The sequence below is a fragment of the Peribacillus sp. YIM B13481 genome (assembly GCF_042787985.1).
Lineage (GTDB): Bacteria > Bacillota > Bacilli > Bacillales > DSM-1321 > Peribacillus > Peribacillus simplex_A.
Genome location: NZ_JBHZPE010000008.1, coordinates 98,746 through 116,719 on the forward strand (window position 1 = coordinate 98,746; position 17,974 = coordinate 116,719).

The window sequence follows — 17,974 nt, forward strand, 5'->3', positions numbered from 1 at the left end:
AAGGGGTTCCTTACCCTCACATAGAATTAAAGATTGAAGGAGGGAATTAAATGTTAATGAAATGCTTACCTGCTGCCATCCTTTTCACGGGACTATTATATATTTATTTGATACCGGAAGAGCCTTTATCCATAAAAATCATCTTCAAGATCGTTCCCATGTTATTGATTTTACTCTATGCCGGCGCAACAGGACGAAGGCAGGATCGATACAAATCCTTAATACTTCTTGGTTTATTCTGTTGCATGCTTGGAGATGGATTGTTAATCTGGTTCGTCATCGGGCTTTCCGCCTTCTTGATCGGCCACCTTTTCTATATTTCCGCTTTCTTTAAACTATGGACCTTTTCATGGCTTCGATTCGCGACGATTTTCCCAATTTGTGTTTACTCCACTTGGATTGGTCGTGAAATTGTACTTTCTTTAATTGAAAAAGGTGAAAATAGCCTCATCATCCCTGTAATCTGTTATGTAACGGTCATCTCCCTCATGGGCTGGGCGGCATTTATGACCGGAAATGCCGCGGCAATCATCGGCGGGGTCCTGTTCGTGATCTCGGACTCCATTTTATCTTGGAACAAATTTATCGATGATGTTGCCTTTTCTGGTCCGTTGATCATGCTCACCTACTATGCAGCTCAGTTTTTCATGGCTTACAGCATTCGTATGAAGCCTTCTTTCCATTTATCGAAAGGGTTGAAAAGTGAAGGGTCTATCCAGTGAATCCGAATATCCGTTCGTTCCACATGAAACATTCTCATGAAAAAAGGCATTCACAGCTCTAATGGAACTGTGGACGCCTTTCCTTATCCTTTAATTTTTTTAATGAAGACTACTTTTAAATAATTTCCTTCCTTATATTCCGTACTTGTTTTAAAATCAGCCGGCAATGAGAATTCTTCCATGAGCTCATATTTCCCATTCATCTCCCTGAAGGCAACATCAATGAAGCTCTTGAATTTCTTCATGTCAAACGTACTGCAATTAGTTGATGCGATAATGATGCCATTGTCTTCCGTAATGGAAATGGTATCCTTCAATAGATTCGTATAGTCTTTTCCGGCGCTGAAAGTAAACTTCTTTGACTTGGCAAAGCTGGGTGGATCGAGGATGACCATTTCAAATTTCAAAGCCTTCTTCACTGCATATTTAAAATACTTAAATACGTCCATCACCACGATATTTTGAGCTTCAGGATCTATTCCATTCACACTGAACTGCTCGATCGTCTTTGGTAAACTGCGATTCGCCAGGTCGACACTAGTTGTTTTAACGGCACCGCCTAAAGCGGCAAACACGGAAAATGCCCCAGTGTAGGAGAACATATTCAACACCGTTTTCCCTTTTGCGTATTCATCCCGGATTTTCCTTCTGACATCGCGTTGATCAAGGAAGACGCCGACCATTGCCCCATCATTCAGATAGACAGCGAAATGAACTCCATTCTCTTTTACAAGAAGCGGAAATGCCGGCTGTTCACCCATGACAAAATCGTCTTCTTCTACATATTGCCCCTTCGTATCAAATCGTTTCTTCTGATAAAGCGACTTTACCTCGACCGTATTCTGCAGTGCCTTAATGATATAGTCTTTAAATGAATAAATCCCTTTGCTGTACCAGCTAATGACATAGTGACCATCATAATGATCGATGATTAAACCGCCAATTCCATCACCTTCCCCATTAAACAAGCGGAACGCTGTAGTCTCCGCATCTTCAAAAAAAGACTTTCGGAATTCATATGCCGCTCGGATTTTGCCATTAAAAAAGGTTTGATCAATTTTTTCATTTTCTCTTCGGGTCAATACCCAGCCATAGCCTTTGTTTTGTTTACCATAATAACCTTTTGCTAGAAAACGGTTATTCTCATCCACCAAACGCACTAAAGATCCCTCTTCCTGAAGGTCATTATGGTTGGCTATCGACTCTTTAACAATCAAGGGAAAGCCCTTGCCGATTTTACTTACGAACTTAGCTTTCACTTTTATATCTATTTCTTTTCCCATATATATCATCCTATCTTTGCAATTGCTTTCTTCCCCATTTTACCCTAATCCCTTTATAAATAAAAACGAGCCTGGTTCCGTCACAAGGCCCGTTTCTCCAAAATCTTTGATTATGATACTTCTAAATGAAGATCTCCCGGTTTTACTTTACCCATCATCTTCAATACTCGATGTAAGGCAAGGGTGATCACAGCTGGCAAGACCATGCCCACTGCCACATAAACCAGGAACGTGTACAACCCTTGACCCGTAATGATAGCAATCGGGGCAATCAATGAACTTAAGCCCATCCCCCCAAGCTCATACGGTACTTGGAAATCGAATGCCAACGTAGCGATAGGAGCACAAATGATTGCCGCTACAAATGGCGGGACGACATATAATGGTTTTTTGATTAAGTTAGGAAATTGAACTTTCGGCGTAACCACCATCTGTGCAAGGAATCCACCCATATCATTATCTTTATAAGACATGACAGTGAAGCCAACAAACTGAACGGTACATCCGATTAAAGCAGCCGCGCTTGAAACAGGATCTAACTGTAGGGCAATAGCAAGAGCAGCGGAAGAAGCCGGTGTCATCAATAAAATGCTCCATACCAATGCAATGACCATGGAACCAATTAATGGAGAACCTTCAACCTGAGCTGTAATTTGACTGCTTAACCATGTCAGGAACGGTGTCGTAACAAGTGCTAGACCATATCCAGAAACCCCACCGACAAGAACAGCAGCCAATGGGATGGCCATGATATCCAACTTTGTTTTGCCTATTAGGCGCTTACCTACATAAGTTGCAATTAAGGCTGCCAGAACGGCACTTAGTGGCTGACCCGTAACAATCGTGAAGGCACCCTCAGCAGTTCTGTTGATGGCAGCACCGCCAACTGCACTTGAGGCCATGGCGCTAAAGATAATTAATGAATTACCTCCAAGCTGATAGGCGATACCTGCTCCTAAAGCTGGGGCTAGCAAGACCTTTGCGGCACCCCCTATTGCCAGGAGGACCTCCCAATCTAAATATCCCCCTATCGATTCAAACAATAACCCGATTCCTAATGTTACCAAAACTGCGTTGGCTATCCCTGTTGAAGCCTTGTACATTCGATCGCTGATGTATTCTTTCCTGCTCACTTTATCTCCACTCCTTATAAATCATCAGAATATTCAACTTAACAAAAAAACCCTATTATTTGGAAGGGTACACCAGTTGATTTTACTTTAGTGTCTTGTTACTAAGTTCACAAGCAGGGCTCAAACAATTCCACAAAATTAATCCCACTAACATAATAAGAGAATAATAATATGAAGTAATTCATATTATTAAATACTCATCTATTTCGCCGCTCCCTATAATGTCTGTTCGTATAATAACATGAATTTTCTGATAATGTAAGAAGTATTTTTATTCTAATAAAATAAACACGCTTACAAAAATGGGTATGTATCACATTTATATACAGTCAGGTCCAATATTGTATTATTTTAATATAAATTAATCCTTTTATTACTAAAACACTCTAAAATATCTGGTTTTAAGCCGGAATAGCTTATACATTATTCCAATATAGGTTTTTAGCATTTACAAATACAAATTATTCCTATTTTTATAAAAAAAGAGAATCCATTTAAATTGGATTCGCCTCTATACTATGGTATAAATGTGATCTTTCATAAAGAATCCCCTCACACCTAGCTTTTAACTTCTCTTCTATTGAAAACCTTCCAAAGTTGCAAAAGTGTCTCTCAGGAATCGATAAAATAGTTTCTCCGTTGGCATTAACTCCCTTTCAGTTGGAATAATAACACCTACAGCCCTAGTTACGGATGGTTCATCCAACGGCAGTCTAACTGTAAAACGAGGCAAACTGTCAATCAGAGAGATTTCTGGTATTAAGGTTACGCCAAGTCCTGCTGCCACTAGACCTTTAATAGCATCAGTATCTTTTCCTTCAAATGCAACTTCTGGCTCGAAACCGTGCAGTTTACATGCCTTCATAACAATATCACGTAAAACATACCCCTTAGGATATACGATGAACGGATTTCCTTGAAGTTCATTTAAGTTTAATGACTTCTTCAAGGCCAAAGGATGACTTTCTGACAAAAGAGCAACTAAGTTCTCAATAAATAGAGTTTCTCCGTGAATTTTCTTTTCGTTCGCCGGTAGAGGTCCAATTAAGGCCATGTTAATATTTCCTTTTATAACAGAATCGATCAGGTAACGATATGAGCCTTGTTTCAAAGTGAACTTCGCTTGCGGGTAAATCTCTCTGAAATCAGAAATAACCTTTGGCAATATATAAGAAGCTAAACTACTTGGAAAGCCAATACGAATTGTCCCTTTTTCCGGATTTAAGCTCTCAGCAAGCTCACGCTTTGAACGATCAATAATATCCATAGCTTGTTCCATATTCGCTAAAAATGTATGTCCTATAGGTGTCAGCTTAATCTTCCGGCCTTCGCGGATAAATAAAGGCACACCTAATTCCTCTTCTAAATTATAAATTTGACGACTTACTGCAGACTGGGCAACATGCAAAGCCACTGCTGCTTCCGTCATATGTTCACGCTTTGCGACTTCAATGAAATATTCGATTTGTCTTAATTCCAATGTAAGCTCCTTCTTTCATATCAAAACGGCATGTTATTTATCTAATATTCAGATTGTTTCTTTCAAATTTGAATTATATCATTAAAGTATCACATAAAAACGTATATATATATTCAAATATATTCTCATGTTACCAAAAAAGGGGAGAAAAGGTAATGACAACATCACATGAAGTTGAGCAAGAGGAAATACAGGTCGCCAAAGAGTTTGTAAGTCAAGTATACGCACAGGTAAAGGAGCGTAATCCTCACGAGAATGAATTCCATCAAGCCGTAAAAGAAATATTCCTTTCATTAGTACCAGTATTTTCAAAACACCCTATTTATATGAAAAGTGGGATTTTAGAAAGACTCGTTGAGCCAGAAAGAATGATTACCTTTCGTGTCTCTTGGGTTGATGACTTAGGAAATGTACAAGTCAACCGTGGTTTCCGCGTGCAATTCAACAGTGCCATTGGGCCATTTAAAGGCGGTCTACGTTTTCACCCGACAGTAAACTCCAGTATTATCAAGTTCCTCGGTTTCGAGCAAATCTTTAAAAATTCTCTTACAGGACAGCCAATTGGCGGTGGAAAAGGCGGATCTGACTTCGATCCAAAAGGAAAATCAGACGCTGAAATCATGCGTTTTTGCCAAAGCTTCATGTCAGAACTGGCTCGCTATATCGGTCCGGATACAGACGTACCGGCAGGGGATATCGGAGTAGGGGCTAGAGAAATCGGTTATCTATTCGGTCAGTATAAAAAGATTCAAGGCAGCTACCATGCAGGTATTTTAACTGGTAAAGGCATAAGTTACGGCGGAAGCTTAGCCCGTACAGAAGCGACTGGATACGGAACAGTTTACTTTGTCGAAGAAATGCTAAAAGACAAAGGTTTACAATTTAATGGCAGCACAGTTGTTATTTCCGGATCAGGCAATGTATCCATTTATGCCATTGAAAAAGCTACACAGCTGGGTGCTAAAGTTGTTGCATGTAGCGACTCTAATGGCTATATATATGACAAAAATGGTCTGAACCTAGATACAGTTAAACGTTTAAAAGAAATAGAAAGAAAGCGTTTGAGCGAGTATGTCGATGCTCACCCCGAAGCTGAGTACAATGAAGGAAGCTATGGAATTTGGTCTGTACCATGCGATATCGCCCTTCCTTGTGCAACACAAAATGAAATTGATGAAGAAGCAGCAAAAGTGCTTGTTAAAAACAACGTGAAAGCAATCGGCGAAGGTGCTAACATGCCATCAACTCTTGAGGCTATTGACGTATTCCTTAATAATGGTATCCTATTCGGACCAGCCAAAGCCGCCAACGCAGGTGGTGTTGCCGTTTCTGCACTTGAAATGGCCCAAAACAGTGCTAGAATGCCTTGGACATTTGAAGAAGTCGATACGAAACTACACGGTATCATGAAAAATATTTATAAAAACAGTGTAGAAGCAGCAGAAGCATATGGTGAACCTGGCAACTTAGTTGTCGGAGCCAATATTGCGGGATTCCTTAAAGTAGCAGATGCTATGCTGACTCAAGGCATACTCTAATAATAAGTTAAAAATAGGAGGCGGTCCCAACATGGGCCGTCTTATTTTTGGTAAAAGAGTGATTACAGCTTTTTACAGGTATCCTTATAGGAGTGAATGTTAAATTATGTAGCATGATTTCATGGGCTAGATTGATATTCTGCTTATTCAACTGGTTAATATGATTTTTACATTGTTAGCCCACCACATTGGCATAAACTAAATTAATGCCAATAAATGAACCATTGATCTACAAAAAGAGGAGTGTCGGAAAAATTCCGACACTCTCACTGATTGCAAAACTATTATTCTTTAGTAACTAATTTCAATGGAACAGATATTTTTTCGTCTACCTTTTCACCTTTTAAGATTTTTTCAGCCGCATTAACCGCTTCTTCACCGATAAGTGCCGGTTGTTGGGCGATTGTAGCTTTTAGTTCACCGTTTTCAACTGCTTTCAATGCATCATCATTTCCGTCAAAACCAACCACAATGATGTCTTTTCCTGCTGCCTTGATTGCTTCAATTGCTCCTAGTGCCATTTCATCATTATGGGCGAATACCGCTTGGATGTCTTTATTGCCTTGCAGAATATTTTCCATGACGTTAAGCCCCTTTGTCCGGTCGAATTCCGCCGTTTGGCTTGTCAGGACATCTAACTGCTTGTCCGCAATATTGTGGAAACCTTTCCCGCGTTCACGAGTTGCGGATGCTCCGGATACTCCTTCAAGCTCCACTACTTTCGCTTTATCGTCAAGCTCTTTAACTAGATATTCTGCAGCCATTTCCCCGCCAGCCACATTATCGGAAGCGATGAACGTTTCAATATCGCCTTCGTCTGAAGAGCGGTCAATCGTGATAACGGGAATGCCTGCATCATTAGCATCTTTAACGGCTGAAGATATTGCCGCAGAGTCAGTTGGATTCACAAGAAGGACATCAACCTTTTGAAGGATTAAATCTTCAATTCCGCTGATTTGTTTTGCCGTATCATCCTGGGCGTCAACAACTGTGACTTTCATGCCCTTTTCTTTTGCCTCTTTTTCAATGCCATCTTTTAAGGAAACGAAGAATGGGTTGTTTAAAGTAGAAATGCTGACCCCGACTTTCACATCTTTCATGGAGTCTTTCTTTTCTTTTTTATCATCTGTTAAACCAGAGTCCATTGAACAGGCAGCCAAGACCATTAAAGAAAGAACCATGATGATCGATACTATTTTTTTCATTGATTACACCTCTTCTTATGATTTTTTACGGTCAAGTAAGACCGCGATTAATATAACTGCACCTTTTACCACTTGCTGGTAGAAGGAGGATACACCAAGTAAATTCATGCCGTTATTCAAGGTACCGATGATCAGGACACCCACCAAGGTACCGAACAACCGCCCTTTACCGCCTGAAAGGCTCGTTCCGCCTAGCACCACGGCTGCAATGGCATCCATTTCATAGGATTGGCCTGCAGTCGGCTGTGCCGAATTCAGACGGGATGTTAAAATGGCACCAGCGATTGCCGCCATCGTACCGGCCAGCCCATAAATGGCCACCTTGACTCGGTCAACTTTAATCCCCGAAATACGGGAAGCCTTTTCATTTCCGCCAATGGCATATGTTTTACGTCCAAATGATGTTTTATGAAGCAGGAACCATAGGATCATGAAAGCGATAATCATCACAACGGCCGGTACCGGCAGTCCGAGGAAGTAACCTCTCCCAAGCATCTGGAACATAACGGAATCGCCAATTCCAGTAATCGGCTTTCCATCCGTATACACAAGCGTTAATCCCCGGAAAATTGTCATGGTGGCCAGTGTCACGATGAAAGGGGCCATTTTTCCCTTTGAAACGAGAATCCCATTGATTACCCCCATTATTGCACCTAGGAGAATCCCTACTAATATAGCTAAAATCGGATCTAATCCCGAGACCATCATACCAGCCATAAGTGCGCTGGATAGAGCTAAAATGGAACCGACGGACAAGTCGATGCCACCTGTCAATATGATAAAGGTCATCCCAAACGCAATAAGTGCATTGATGGAGGTTTGACGCAATAAATTCAAAATATTATTCGGTTCCATGAATGATGGATTTAAAACGGTTATTACGATAAATAATAGAATCAAGGCGAGTAACGGACCAAATTTCTGCCAAATCCCGCTTTTCCCTGTAGCCTCAAGTTTCATCCTAGTTCCCTCCTGTCGCCAATGCCATAATTTTTTCTTGCGTCGCTTCCTGCTTTATCAATTCCCCAGAAATTTTACCTTCGTGAACCACAAGGATTCTATCACTCATTCCAACAATTTCCGGAAGTTCGGACGAAACCATGATGATGGCGATGCCTCGCTCCGTCAATTCATTCATCAATTCATAAATCTCACGTTTTGCACCAACATCTATGCCTCGGGTCGGCTCATCCATAATTAAAACTTTAGGGGACGTGCCGATCCATTTGGCGATTACCACCTTCTGTTGATTACCTCCGGATAGGTTGCCGATGACCGTTTCAGCAGAAGATGTCTTCACGTGAAGGCGCTTAATCATCATTTCGGCAAAGTTCATCTCATCTTCCGTTTTCACGATACCGCTAGGAGCAAAACTCTTGAGATTCGGCAAGCCGATATTTTCCCTTACAGAAAAGTCCAGGATCAATCCCTCTTCTTTACGATTTTCCGTAATGAAAGCCAGGCCGTGTCGAACTGCATCCGTTGGTTTTCGTATGGAAACTTTCTTGCCTTCAATGGTGATTTCACCGCTGTCTATTTGGTCGACACCAAAAAGTGCGCGCATTATTTCCGTTCTGCCTGCTCCCATCAATCCGGCTACACCGACAATCTCACCTTGCCGAACCGCGAAATGGATATCTTCAAAAAGCCCCTTTCTGGTTAAACCTTTCACATCAAGGACTATGTCGCCAGCATTCGCTTCACGATGAGGAAAACGGTCCTCCAGCTCCCGCCCGACCATTTTCTGAACGACTTCATCGAAATTTGTTTCTGCAATTCTTTTCGTATCGACTGTCTTTCCGTCACGCATTACGGTGATCCTGTCACAAATGGCGAATATTTCTTCCATTCGGTGAGAAATATAAACAAGCGATACACCCTTTTTGGTAAGCCCCTTCATCACTTCAAAGAGCTTCTCTATTTCCCTATCAGTTAAAGCGGCTGTGGGCTCGTCCATGATGATGACTTCGGCATCCGTCATGAGCGCCTTGGCAATTTCAATCATTTGCTGTTCACCGACAGAACAGAATCCGGCTTCCTTATCAAAAGGAAGGGAAATATTAAGTGTTTTAAAAATCTCCTTTGCACGCGCTTTCATTTGTTTCGTCTTCAGGACACCGAAGGCATTCACCATTTCCCTGCCGATAAATAGATTCTCCAGCACGGTCATTTCGGGCCAAATATTCAATTCTTGACGGATAAAGGCCATTCCCCCCTCCTCCGCTTCCTTTGAATCCTTGAAGGAGGTTTCTTTACCGTTAATCTCGATCGTTCCTTGATCTTGTTTATGCAGCCCGGTCAAAATGTTCATCAAGGTTGATTTCCCTGCTCCATTTTCCCCCATTAGTGCATGTACTTCCCCAGCCTCTAAAGAAAAATGAACACCTTCCAATACCTTGTTTTGACCAAATGCTTTATAAATATTGTGCATTTCGATTTGCATGCTCATCATCTCATTTCTTTAAAAGAATACTCCAGACTGCAATATGCAATTTGAATATGGCGTCGTCTCCCCGGTCCGGATAATGGCTTTCGCGTTACTTGTCAGCCTTTTAAAATCCTCATGGGAAACATATTCAATCTCTGCTCCGAATTGCTGCTCCATGTATTGATGCTGTTCCGGGTTTTTAACCTTCACTTCAGTGGCAGCGATAACTTTTTCAACAATCATATCTTCGTGAACCGCCCGGACGACATCTTGAAATGATGGCGTCCCAGGCGTCAATGCTAAATCTATCTTGCAAACTCCGGGCGGCACCGGCAGCCCGGCATCACCTACGACAATATAATCGGTATGACCAAGGTCAACCAGGACCTTTGCTATTGAACTATTGATGATTCCTTGACGTTTCATGCTTCAAAGCCCCTCTCGACCTCTACCCTTTGCGGCATGCCGCCTTGAGCACCTAATTTCGTCACGGAAATGGAAGCTGCCCGGTTCGCGAACAACAAACTTTCGTCAAAACTTTTTCCTTCTGCAACAGCCACCGCAAAGGCTGCATTGAATGTATCCCCTGCACCTGTTGTATCCACCGCTTCCACTTCAAAGCTTGGAACAACCTTTTCTTCATGTCCATCAAAGTAACGGACGCCATTTTTCCCTTCGGTAATGAATAATTTATTTGGATACTCAGTCAAGACTTCCGTTCTATCTCTCCCATCGAATAGTATCTCGAATTCATGTTCATTCGGAGTAAGGAATGATGCCTGTTGAATGACAGCCTCGCTTAACTTGCGGGCGGGAGCTGGGTTCAATAGTAATCTCTTTTGAAGCATGTTGCACAAGTCAGCCAGATACTCCACAGTTTCCTCGGGTATTTCCTGCTGAACCAACACGATATCCGATTCCTCTATCACCTTTTTCGCCTTTTCTACATATTCAGGAGTAATGAAATCATTCGCACCTTTTACGACAATAATGCTGTTATCACCTTCCGAAAGGGTAATATGTGCTGTCCCTGAAGCAGAACCTGTAACCGGTTCCACATACTCTGTGTTTACATGATTTTTTTTCAGGTTTTCTAATATGATCTCTCCATAGACATCATCACCTACACATCCAACCATCGATACTTGTGCACCAAGACGGGCCGCTGCCACAGCCTGATTGGCTCCTTTCCCTCCAGGAACCGTTATAAAAGACTCTCCTAAAACCGTTTCCCCGGCCATTGGCCGCTTTGCTGATGTCACCACTAAGTCCATTGAGGAACTTCCCACTACTGTAATTCTAATCATGTCTTCTCCGCCTTCCTTCTCGTTGTTTGTCTCTCCACAAAAGAAACAGGGAGCTTTTTGTGCGTTACTTCCAATTTTTCCTGATTGATCCTTTTAATGAGCATTTCCGCCGCTTGTGCCCCCATCTCATAGGCTGGCTGCCTTATTGTCGATAATGGTGGGTGCAATAACGATGTAAAAGCGATATCATCATAGCCGATCAATTGTATGTCTTCCGGAATCCGTATTCCCCGTTTTAAAATCTCCTGAAGTGCGGCAGCTGCAACGATATCATTACAAGCTATGATTCCATCCGTTTCCGGATATTGCTCGAACAGCTGTCCCACACAAATTTGGCCGCCCTGAAGGGTCAGAGTTGAATCCATGACTTGCACGTTCACTTCCGCTTGTTCCAATTCCTCCAATGCAGCCTTATATCGTTCATATACAGGCTTTATTTCGACTGGCCCCCTAATGAGGACAATATTCGTACTGCCTCTATCCAGCAATACGCGTGCTGCCAGCTTACCGCCTGTCTTTTGATCGGAATAAACGGCTGGTAATTTCTCTGCTGTACGGTCGAGAAGGACTACTGGAATATCCAGGTTATCGAAGTTTTCATTTGCTTCTTCACTAGTGGAAGCAATCATGCCCACTACATTATTCTGTAGAAAAGTGTCAATATATTCTATTTCTTTATCTCTCTTTTCATCGCTATTTCCAAAGATTAATCGATATCCAAATTGCTGCAGATAATCCTCGACACCTCTTGCCATTTCTGGAAAGAAGGGATTCGTAATGTCCGGCAAGATTAAACCAATCAATTTGGATTTACGTTTGTAGAGGGATCTTGCCACTTCATTCGGTTTATAGTTTAACTTTTCAACAGCTGCCATGACCACCTTTTTTGTGTCCTCATGTGCATAACCACTGCCATTCATCACTCTAGAAACCGTAGCAACAGAAACCCCAGCTTCCTTTGCAACATCCCGAATAGTTGCCAATATATCCACCTCAATACTCTTATGTAACCGTTTACACAATAGCTTATCACCAATTTATATGAACGGCAAGTCCTATTCCAAAGATAATTTTTAGGGAGTTTGAACCAAAGAGGATAACACAATCTTTTTGTTAGCTATTATCGCTCTATAAATTTTTTAACAAAATTGATTGGAACGGGTATACGAGACTCCTGCGGGAAAAGCGCGTCTAGGGAGACCCCGCAGGCGTAAGCCGAGGGCTGACCGCTCGCGGAAAGCGAGTACCTGGAGCGGAAATCAACGGTCAAATTGTAAAAACTATAAAAAACAGTAGACAAACTCGATTTTCATCGGGTTTGTCTACTGTCTGAAACTGGCTCAAAAGTCTGAGCAAGCTTAACTTTAAAGCGTTTTTGCAGGTAACTTTTCAAAAAGTGCATTATTCACACGCCCAAATTCAGATGCATGCGGACGGTCTTCACCATCGCTATAACCATATTGAAGCATCCGATTTCTATTCAGGCATAGTTTTGTCAATTTTGGCGCAAAGAAATTGAATGTATCGAAACGATCCTGTAGCATAGGGAATTTTTTCTGATGTGTATGGATTGTTTGAGCGACACCTTCCCAAAAGGCATTCTCATCCAAAAGGGACCTCTTCATCAGAAGTGTTGACAAGTATCGGAAATGACAGATGAATAGTCCCGTGAAAATGAATTGAACCAGCCCCTCGGGAGTCTCACTTCTTAGTACTTTCCTTAAATCATCAGGAAGGCTTCTTAATTCAGGAAGCGGCTGATCACTGACGTTTACATCATCTACAAAATCCTTGATGGCCAAACGGTGAGGCTTGTAATCCTTCAAGACTAAAATGGTGTTTTGGCCATGCGGCGAGAATACCAATCCATATTGATAGATAAAATGTAATAATGGTGATAGAATGACGTCAAATAATTGAGCTGTCCAGGCTTCTGCAGACAATCCCGATTTTTCAATAAGGCTTTCCACATATGGTTTCCCTTTGCTGTCCACATGTAAAAGGGACGCAAGCGTAATGGGCTTTTCGCCTTCTTCCATATAACTGTAAATACTTTCTCTCCAAATACCGCCCAGCATCTCTAAATATTGATAGGGTACATTCTCTAGCTTGGAATAATACGGGTGATCAACATTTAAACTGGCCACTTCACCAGGAAGCACCACTTTGCATTGTTCTTTCAAGAATGAATCATTTTCATAAATGTTCTTTATATACTCTGTGATTTTTGGCGCAATGACTGTGCGTTCCGCTGGTAATCCACGGTAGACTAGCGTATTTAAAATGCTCATTGGCAGCTTGACGTGGTGTTTATTCTTATTCGATACATTAACAAATGTCCGGATGGATTGTTGCGGCAGATACTCATCAGGACCATTTCCTAAAGCTACAATCAGCCCTTTAGCCAAGTCATCGGTAAAATTCTGGATGATTACATTCTTCCACTGCCATTCATGGACTGGGAGGTAGTAATAGTTTTCTGCCTTCAGCCCTTTCTCTGTCAATCTTTTTACAAATGATTTTTGGGTTTCCTCATCTAGTTCATTCTCCATCAATTGCTTATAGGACAACGTTTCGATGGAATTGAACTCACCCCTCGTTTTATGGACCGCAATCCATGATAACTGAACTTCCTTCTGGTTTTCTGGAGCAAACTTCAAGTAATCATCAAAACCGAAACCGATTCTTCCCTTGTTATAAGCAATCCAAGGGTGACCGCTCATTTCTCCTTCAAGTAACGCATAGTCCAGCTCGACTAAATCATCCGCGCCTTGTTCAGGTTTGGATAGCAATTGAAGGTCCGCAAGCAGCGTATGATGGAATTCTTTGATTAAATGTCCTGTTGTTTCTGCAGTCATCCCAATTAACGGCTGAATGTCTAAAATGAATTGAATAGCATCATTGGCCTGTGTAAAACCTTCCATTTCGCAGACCTGGATCGACTCAGCCTGTACTTCATAGCTGTCAAAAAGACGGGGCGAAGCCAAAAATTGATAAGATTTCCCCTCATTAATCTCTAACTCATATAGGTTTCCTGCTTCATTTTCTTTCAATACAGCTGGATGGATCATATCTTCATACATATACTCAGAAATCATCTTTGCCAGCAGGTTTTGGTTTACTATCGACCAATTTTTTTCAGAAACCGCCTGTTCCACTTCATTCATGAACTGCATATATTGCTCCCCTTTCCTTCTATTAGTAAGCCATGACTGGTGATTTTACACGGAATGACTGAAAAGCACCCTTTGGCTCGGATGGATAAACCTCTTTACCTGCCAATTGATTGATAATAATGGAATTTCGGAATGCCCCTAATCCTAGATCAGGTGCCCCCACGCCATGCGTATGTACCTCGCCATTTTGAATAAAAAGATGATTCGCTGTAGAGATGGTCGTTCCAATCCGATAGTCTTTCGTAATTGCAAGACGGCCTAAATCATCGCGGATTAAAAGCTCTTCCATGGTGTCAAGAAATGCCGGAACGGTCGATTTATAGCCCGTTCCAAAAACAACAGCCTCTGTATCCACATCAAATTCACTTTCTTCCACCCATTGTGAACATTTCAATGTCCAGCCATTTTCAGTTGGCTCTACGGATGCAACTTCCGTCATCGCCCTAAGTTCAATGAAAAGCTCTGCATTTCCAATCGATTTTTCATACATCTTGTCAAAAATCGCCGCAATTGTTGTCGCGCTGATTCCTTTATACAAGAGGTCTTGTTTTGGTAAAATGTCATCCTTCTTTTCCTGTGGCAGCCGATAAAAGAAATCAAGGTAATCCGGAGTGAAGTACTCCAACCCAAGTTTTGAATATTCCATAGGGAAAAACCCTTTGGACCTTGTATACCAGTTTAGCTGGTAACCATGCTTCTCCTGCTCATTCAGAAGATCTTCAAAGACCTCGGCCGCACTCTGTCCAGATCCGACAACCGTGATGGATTTTTTCTTCAGGACATTTTCTTTGTTCCGTAAATAATCGGCCGAATGAAGGATGCTCTCTCCTTTATATGGACTAAATGCAGCCGGCACAGTCGGGGCACTTCCAATTCCCATGACTACATGGCGGCTATAATAGACTTCGATCTTTTGTGTTTGTTCATCCCTTACACTGATTTGATAGAAGGTTTCATCTTGATTCCCTATATACTCCACCGCCTCCACCGCTTTTCCAAAACAGCAGCTATCAAGTTGATTGGCAGTCCAGCGGCAATAGTCGTTATATTCTTTTCGTGGAATCAAGAATTTTTCAAGGAAGTAGAAATGATAAAGCCGGTCATGCTGCTGTAAATAATTCAGATAACTATATCGACTTGTCACATCTGCCATGCTGACTAGGTCAGCAAAGAACGGTACCTGCAGAGTTGTCCCCTCCAACAGCATCCCTTCATGCCAATTGAATTCCTGCTTTTTCTCAAAAAAGACTGCATTCAACTCCGGGCTTTTCTCCAAAAGGGCTGCAAGTCCAAGATTAAAGGGACCTATCCCTATCCCTACCAGGTCATAGATAGATTGTTGCTTCTCCATACTTCCACTTCCTCTCGAAATTCTCCCGTGTACATGCCATGAGTAATGCTGTTTTGTCAGGGAGCTCAATTTCTTTAATTGGGGTAAACCCACACTTTTCAAATAGATGAATCATCTTTGCGTTCCGGATATCCGGTTCTGCCATCACCTTTTTTGTTCTAGCAGTAAGTAGTTGGTATTTCACCATTGCACGTAAGAACGGCAAAGCCAGTCCTTTTCCAAGATAATCTGGATCACCAATGAGTAAATGAATGCCTTGATCTCCCTCTTCGGACTGATAATAATCTTCGATGATATCGCCTTTTACCCAATACGATTCCCAATAGCTCATTGGGATTGAGTCCAGGCAGCCTAAATAGAGTGTTTGGTGTGCATCAGCCAATGCCTTTTGCAAATGAACAGCAAATTTTTCTTTTGTGAAATTCAAATTCCAGTATGGTATCACATGATCTTCATGCATCCATTTATGCAGTGTATCTAAATCCCTCTCAAATTCAACTTTGACGAATGAAAGCTGTTGATTACAGTCCTTCAGCATTTCTTCATAACTATTTTTCATGGACGGCTAAAACCCCCTGCGCGAAAGGATTTTCAATGGTCGTATAAACGGATTGCGTCTCAAGTGAACCAACAAGTTCATCCATATCATGAAACCGCGTCAGTAAATTAGCCTTACAAGATAATTCCCGGGCATGAAGCAACCTTGCAATAACTCGATTCAACCCCTCATCTCCGCTTTCCCTGCTGCTTGTTTCCAGTTGTTCCTGAACGAGCTGTAACAGGGTTTTCTCTGATACTAACCCTTCCGTACCAAAATTATTGATCAAGCCTAATAAGTGATTAAAAAAGAAATAGTATTGCAGTCTTTCTTCAGCGACTTCATCAGAACAAATCGTGAAGCTTTTTTCACTTAGTTCAGGCAGGATCTTCAACAGCCTGTCCACTTTGGACTCACAATAGTAATACCCTTGATTATCGCGATAATAAAAAGTGGATGGATACCCATCTTGAAGTTGAATGATGGAATTTTGTTGATGGGCTTCTAAAACGATTCCATACACTTCAAATAGCCAAAGCATCGGTTTTAATGTCATTGAAAGATAAGTTTTGAACCAATCCTTACTTACCTCTTCGGTACTGCGGTTTTCATCAGCTGATAATTTGCGGATGATCGCTCCAAGCCTTGATGGTGCACCATAGGCATTATCCTGGCACAAGCCTGCAATCAGACTTGCTTGTTCATTGTTTTCATAAAAAGGGTTTTCCCGGATATCAACATCGAATCCTGATTCTTGTTCTGTTGTTTTGATCGTTAGATAAGCAGGGTCCTTAATAATACGGAAGGAGGGATGCTGTTCTTTTAGCACGTCTCCCACTTTTGAATCGATTAATTTAGCGATTTCCACACCACGATCAAGTTCCTTTTGCAGATTTGCACGTAACGAATTCGTGATTTTGACCGGAACGGAAAATTTGTACATATATCTCGATGTGGCACTATATACCGTTCTAAAAGAAGAGGTAGCCGTGAATTTTTTCCCAAGCGGTCCAACGTAAATTAGTGTTCCTTGCTTGATAAGCCTTTTAACTTCTTCTTTTTCGATAAGCACTTTTGCCTGGAGCGGATGTGCTGGGATAATGCTATACCGGCTTTCCTTTTGGCAATACGTGTCACGGAATTCACTGGAAATCTCCAAGTCACCGGCTAATTCCTGTTTAATGATTTCACTTGCCGATCGGACTTCACTAGAATCTTGGATGACGATCGAAGGCTCTGCCAGGAAGTAGTGCAGCTGAAACTCACCTTTTAATTCGGGTGAATAGATCCATTCATCTTTTTCTGAAATGCCCTGCTTACTTTTCGGTGTAGGATGGAACAGGTGCCCAAATAATAGCGACTGCTCCGCTTCGATAAAGGTAAAATCAGGACTTTGAAGCGCATCAATGTCTTCTGTCCTTGCTTCCACATACCGTTGAATATTTTGGCTGCTCAGGATGACACGCAGCATCAATTCATCTTCACTATCCGTCCTGCCCTGCTCATTCAATAATTCTTTAGAAACAATCGAGACCATCGTCACATAATCTAATTCACGTACTTGTTTGGATGCATTTTGGTAGTAAATCGGGAAGGTAAAAATATGACGCCCCGTTTCCGACCAATATTTCAATGGAACTAGCAATGCAATATCTTGGGATAAGAGATTACTGACTAATAATGAATCCGGAATAGAACCCTCCAAATCAGGCCAGTTCTTCGTTTCCTCCAAACTGCAATTTCCAGTTTCCCGGAAATAACAATTCAGAAAGCTTTGCATCGTCGCCCTTTCAGCTATCTGCTTACCATTCAT

General features: G+C 41.7%; 15 protein-coding genes. 2 read left to right on the top strand and 13 right to left on the bottom strand.

Annotation, left to right across the window (positions count from 1 at the left end):
* The first annotated feature begins 50 nt into the window (after nt 1-50).
* Nucleotides 51-722, top strand: coding sequence for a lysoplasmalogenase (locus tag ACFX4X_RS07770; protein WP_317778327.1), 672 nt, complete (start codon nt 51-53; stop codon nt 720-722).
* An 83-nt stretch (nt 723-805) separates the two neighbouring features.
* Here ACFX4X_RS07770 and ACFX4X_RS07775 read toward each other — a convergent pair whose 3' ends face one another.
* The 3 genes from ACFX4X_RS07775 to gltC all read right to left on the bottom strand — a co-directional run bounded on the left by ACFX4X_RS07775 (nt 806) and on the right by gltC (nt 4,618).
* Nucleotides 806-2,005: a class I SAM-dependent rRNA methyltransferase gene (locus ACFX4X_RS07775; protein ID WP_377382778.1), complete on the bottom strand. Its 1,200-nt coding sequence runs from the start codon at nt 2,003-2,005 to the stop codon at nt 806-808.
* Nucleotides 2,006-2,115: 110 nt separating this feature from the next.
* Complete coding sequence (locus tag ACFX4X_RS07780) at nt 2,116-3,108, bottom strand: PTS sugar transporter subunit IIC (RefSeq protein ID WP_089363738.1); 993 nt, start codon at nt 3,106-3,108, stop codon at nt 2,116-2,118.
* A 607-nt stretch (nt 3,109-3,715) separates the two neighbouring features.
* Nucleotides 3,716-4,618, bottom strand: coding sequence for a glutamate biosynthesis transcriptional regulator GltC (gene gltC / locus ACFX4X_RS07785; RefSeq protein WP_061465884.1), 903 nt, complete (start codon nt 4,616-4,618; stop codon nt 3,716-3,718).
* 155 nt (nt 4,619-4,773) lie between these two features.
* On the opposite strand from gltC, the gene gdhA reads away from it, so the two are divergent.
* Nucleotides 4,774-6,156 carry an NADP-specific glutamate dehydrogenase gene (gene gdhA, locus ACFX4X_RS07790; RefSeq protein WP_284469129.1) on the top strand — a complete coding sequence of 461 codons (1,383 nt, stop codon included), beginning with the start codon at nt 4,774-4,776 and terminating at the stop codon, nt 6,154-6,156.
* A 284-nt stretch (nt 6,157-6,440) separates the two neighbouring features.
* Here gdhA and rbsB read toward each other — a convergent pair whose 3' ends face one another.
* The 10 genes from rbsB to ACFX4X_RS07840 form a co-directional block, all read right to left on the bottom strand.
* On the bottom strand, nt 6,441-7,361 hold the full coding sequence (gene rbsB, locus ACFX4X_RS07795; protein ID WP_377382780.1) for a ribose ABC transporter substrate-binding protein RbsB: 921 nt from the start codon (nt 7,359-7,361) through the stop codon (nt 6,441-6,443).
* 15 nt (nt 7,362-7,376) lie between these two features.
* On the bottom strand, nt 7,377-8,321 hold the full coding sequence (locus tag ACFX4X_RS07800) for an ABC transporter permease (RefSeq protein ID WP_377382782.1): 945 nt from the start codon (nt 8,319-8,321) through the stop codon (nt 7,377-7,379).
* A gap of 1 nt (nt 8,322) precedes the next feature.
* On the bottom strand, nt 8,323-9,804 hold the full coding sequence (locus tag ACFX4X_RS07805) for a sugar ABC transporter ATP-binding protein (RefSeq protein WP_377382784.1): 1,482 nt from the start codon (nt 9,802-9,804) through the stop codon (nt 8,323-8,325).
* Between the two features lie 18 nt (nt 9,805-9,822).
* Nucleotides 9,823-10,215: a D-ribose pyranase gene (gene rbsD, locus ACFX4X_RS07810; protein ID WP_377382786.1), complete on the bottom strand. Its 393-nt coding sequence runs from the start codon at nt 10,213-10,215 to the stop codon at nt 9,823-9,825.
* On the bottom strand, nt 10,212-11,096 hold the full coding sequence (gene rbsK, locus ACFX4X_RS07815; RefSeq protein ID WP_377382787.1) for a ribokinase: 885 nt from the start codon (nt 11,094-11,096) through the stop codon (nt 10,212-10,214). The genes rbsD and rbsK overlap by 4 nt, the downstream gene beginning before the upstream one ends.
* Nucleotides 11,093-12,079: a LacI family DNA-binding transcriptional regulator gene (locus ACFX4X_RS07820; RefSeq protein ID WP_089363720.1), complete on the bottom strand. Its 987-nt coding sequence runs from the start codon at nt 12,077-12,079 to the stop codon at nt 11,093-11,095. The genes rbsK and ACFX4X_RS07820 overlap by 4 nt, the downstream gene beginning before the upstream one ends.
* Before the next feature lie 381 nt (nt 12,080-12,460).
* Entirely contained in the window at nt 12,461-14,272 is a 1,812-nt protein-coding gene (locus ACFX4X_RS07825) for an IucA/IucC family protein (protein ID WP_377382789.1), read from the bottom strand.
* Between the two features lie 22 nt (nt 14,273-14,294).
* Nucleotides 14,295-15,623: a lysine N(6)-hydroxylase/L-ornithine N(5)-oxygenase family protein gene (locus ACFX4X_RS07830; protein ID WP_377382791.1), complete on the bottom strand. Its 1,329-nt coding sequence runs from the start codon at nt 15,621-15,623 to the stop codon at nt 14,295-14,297.
* Nucleotides 15,598-16,182: a GNAT family N-acetyltransferase gene (locus tag ACFX4X_RS07835; RefSeq protein ID WP_284469123.1), complete on the bottom strand. Its 585-nt coding sequence runs from the start codon at nt 16,180-16,182 to the stop codon at nt 15,598-15,600. The genes ACFX4X_RS07830 and ACFX4X_RS07835 overlap by 26 nt, the downstream gene beginning before the upstream one ends.
* The gene (locus ACFX4X_RS07840; RefSeq protein ID WP_377382793.1) at nt 16,172-17,974 is read right to left on the bottom strand and encodes an IucA/IucC family protein; all 1,803 of its coding nucleotides are present in this window, start codon (nt 17,972-17,974) and stop codon (nt 16,172-16,174) included. The genes ACFX4X_RS07835 and ACFX4X_RS07840 overlap by 11 nt, the downstream gene beginning before the upstream one ends.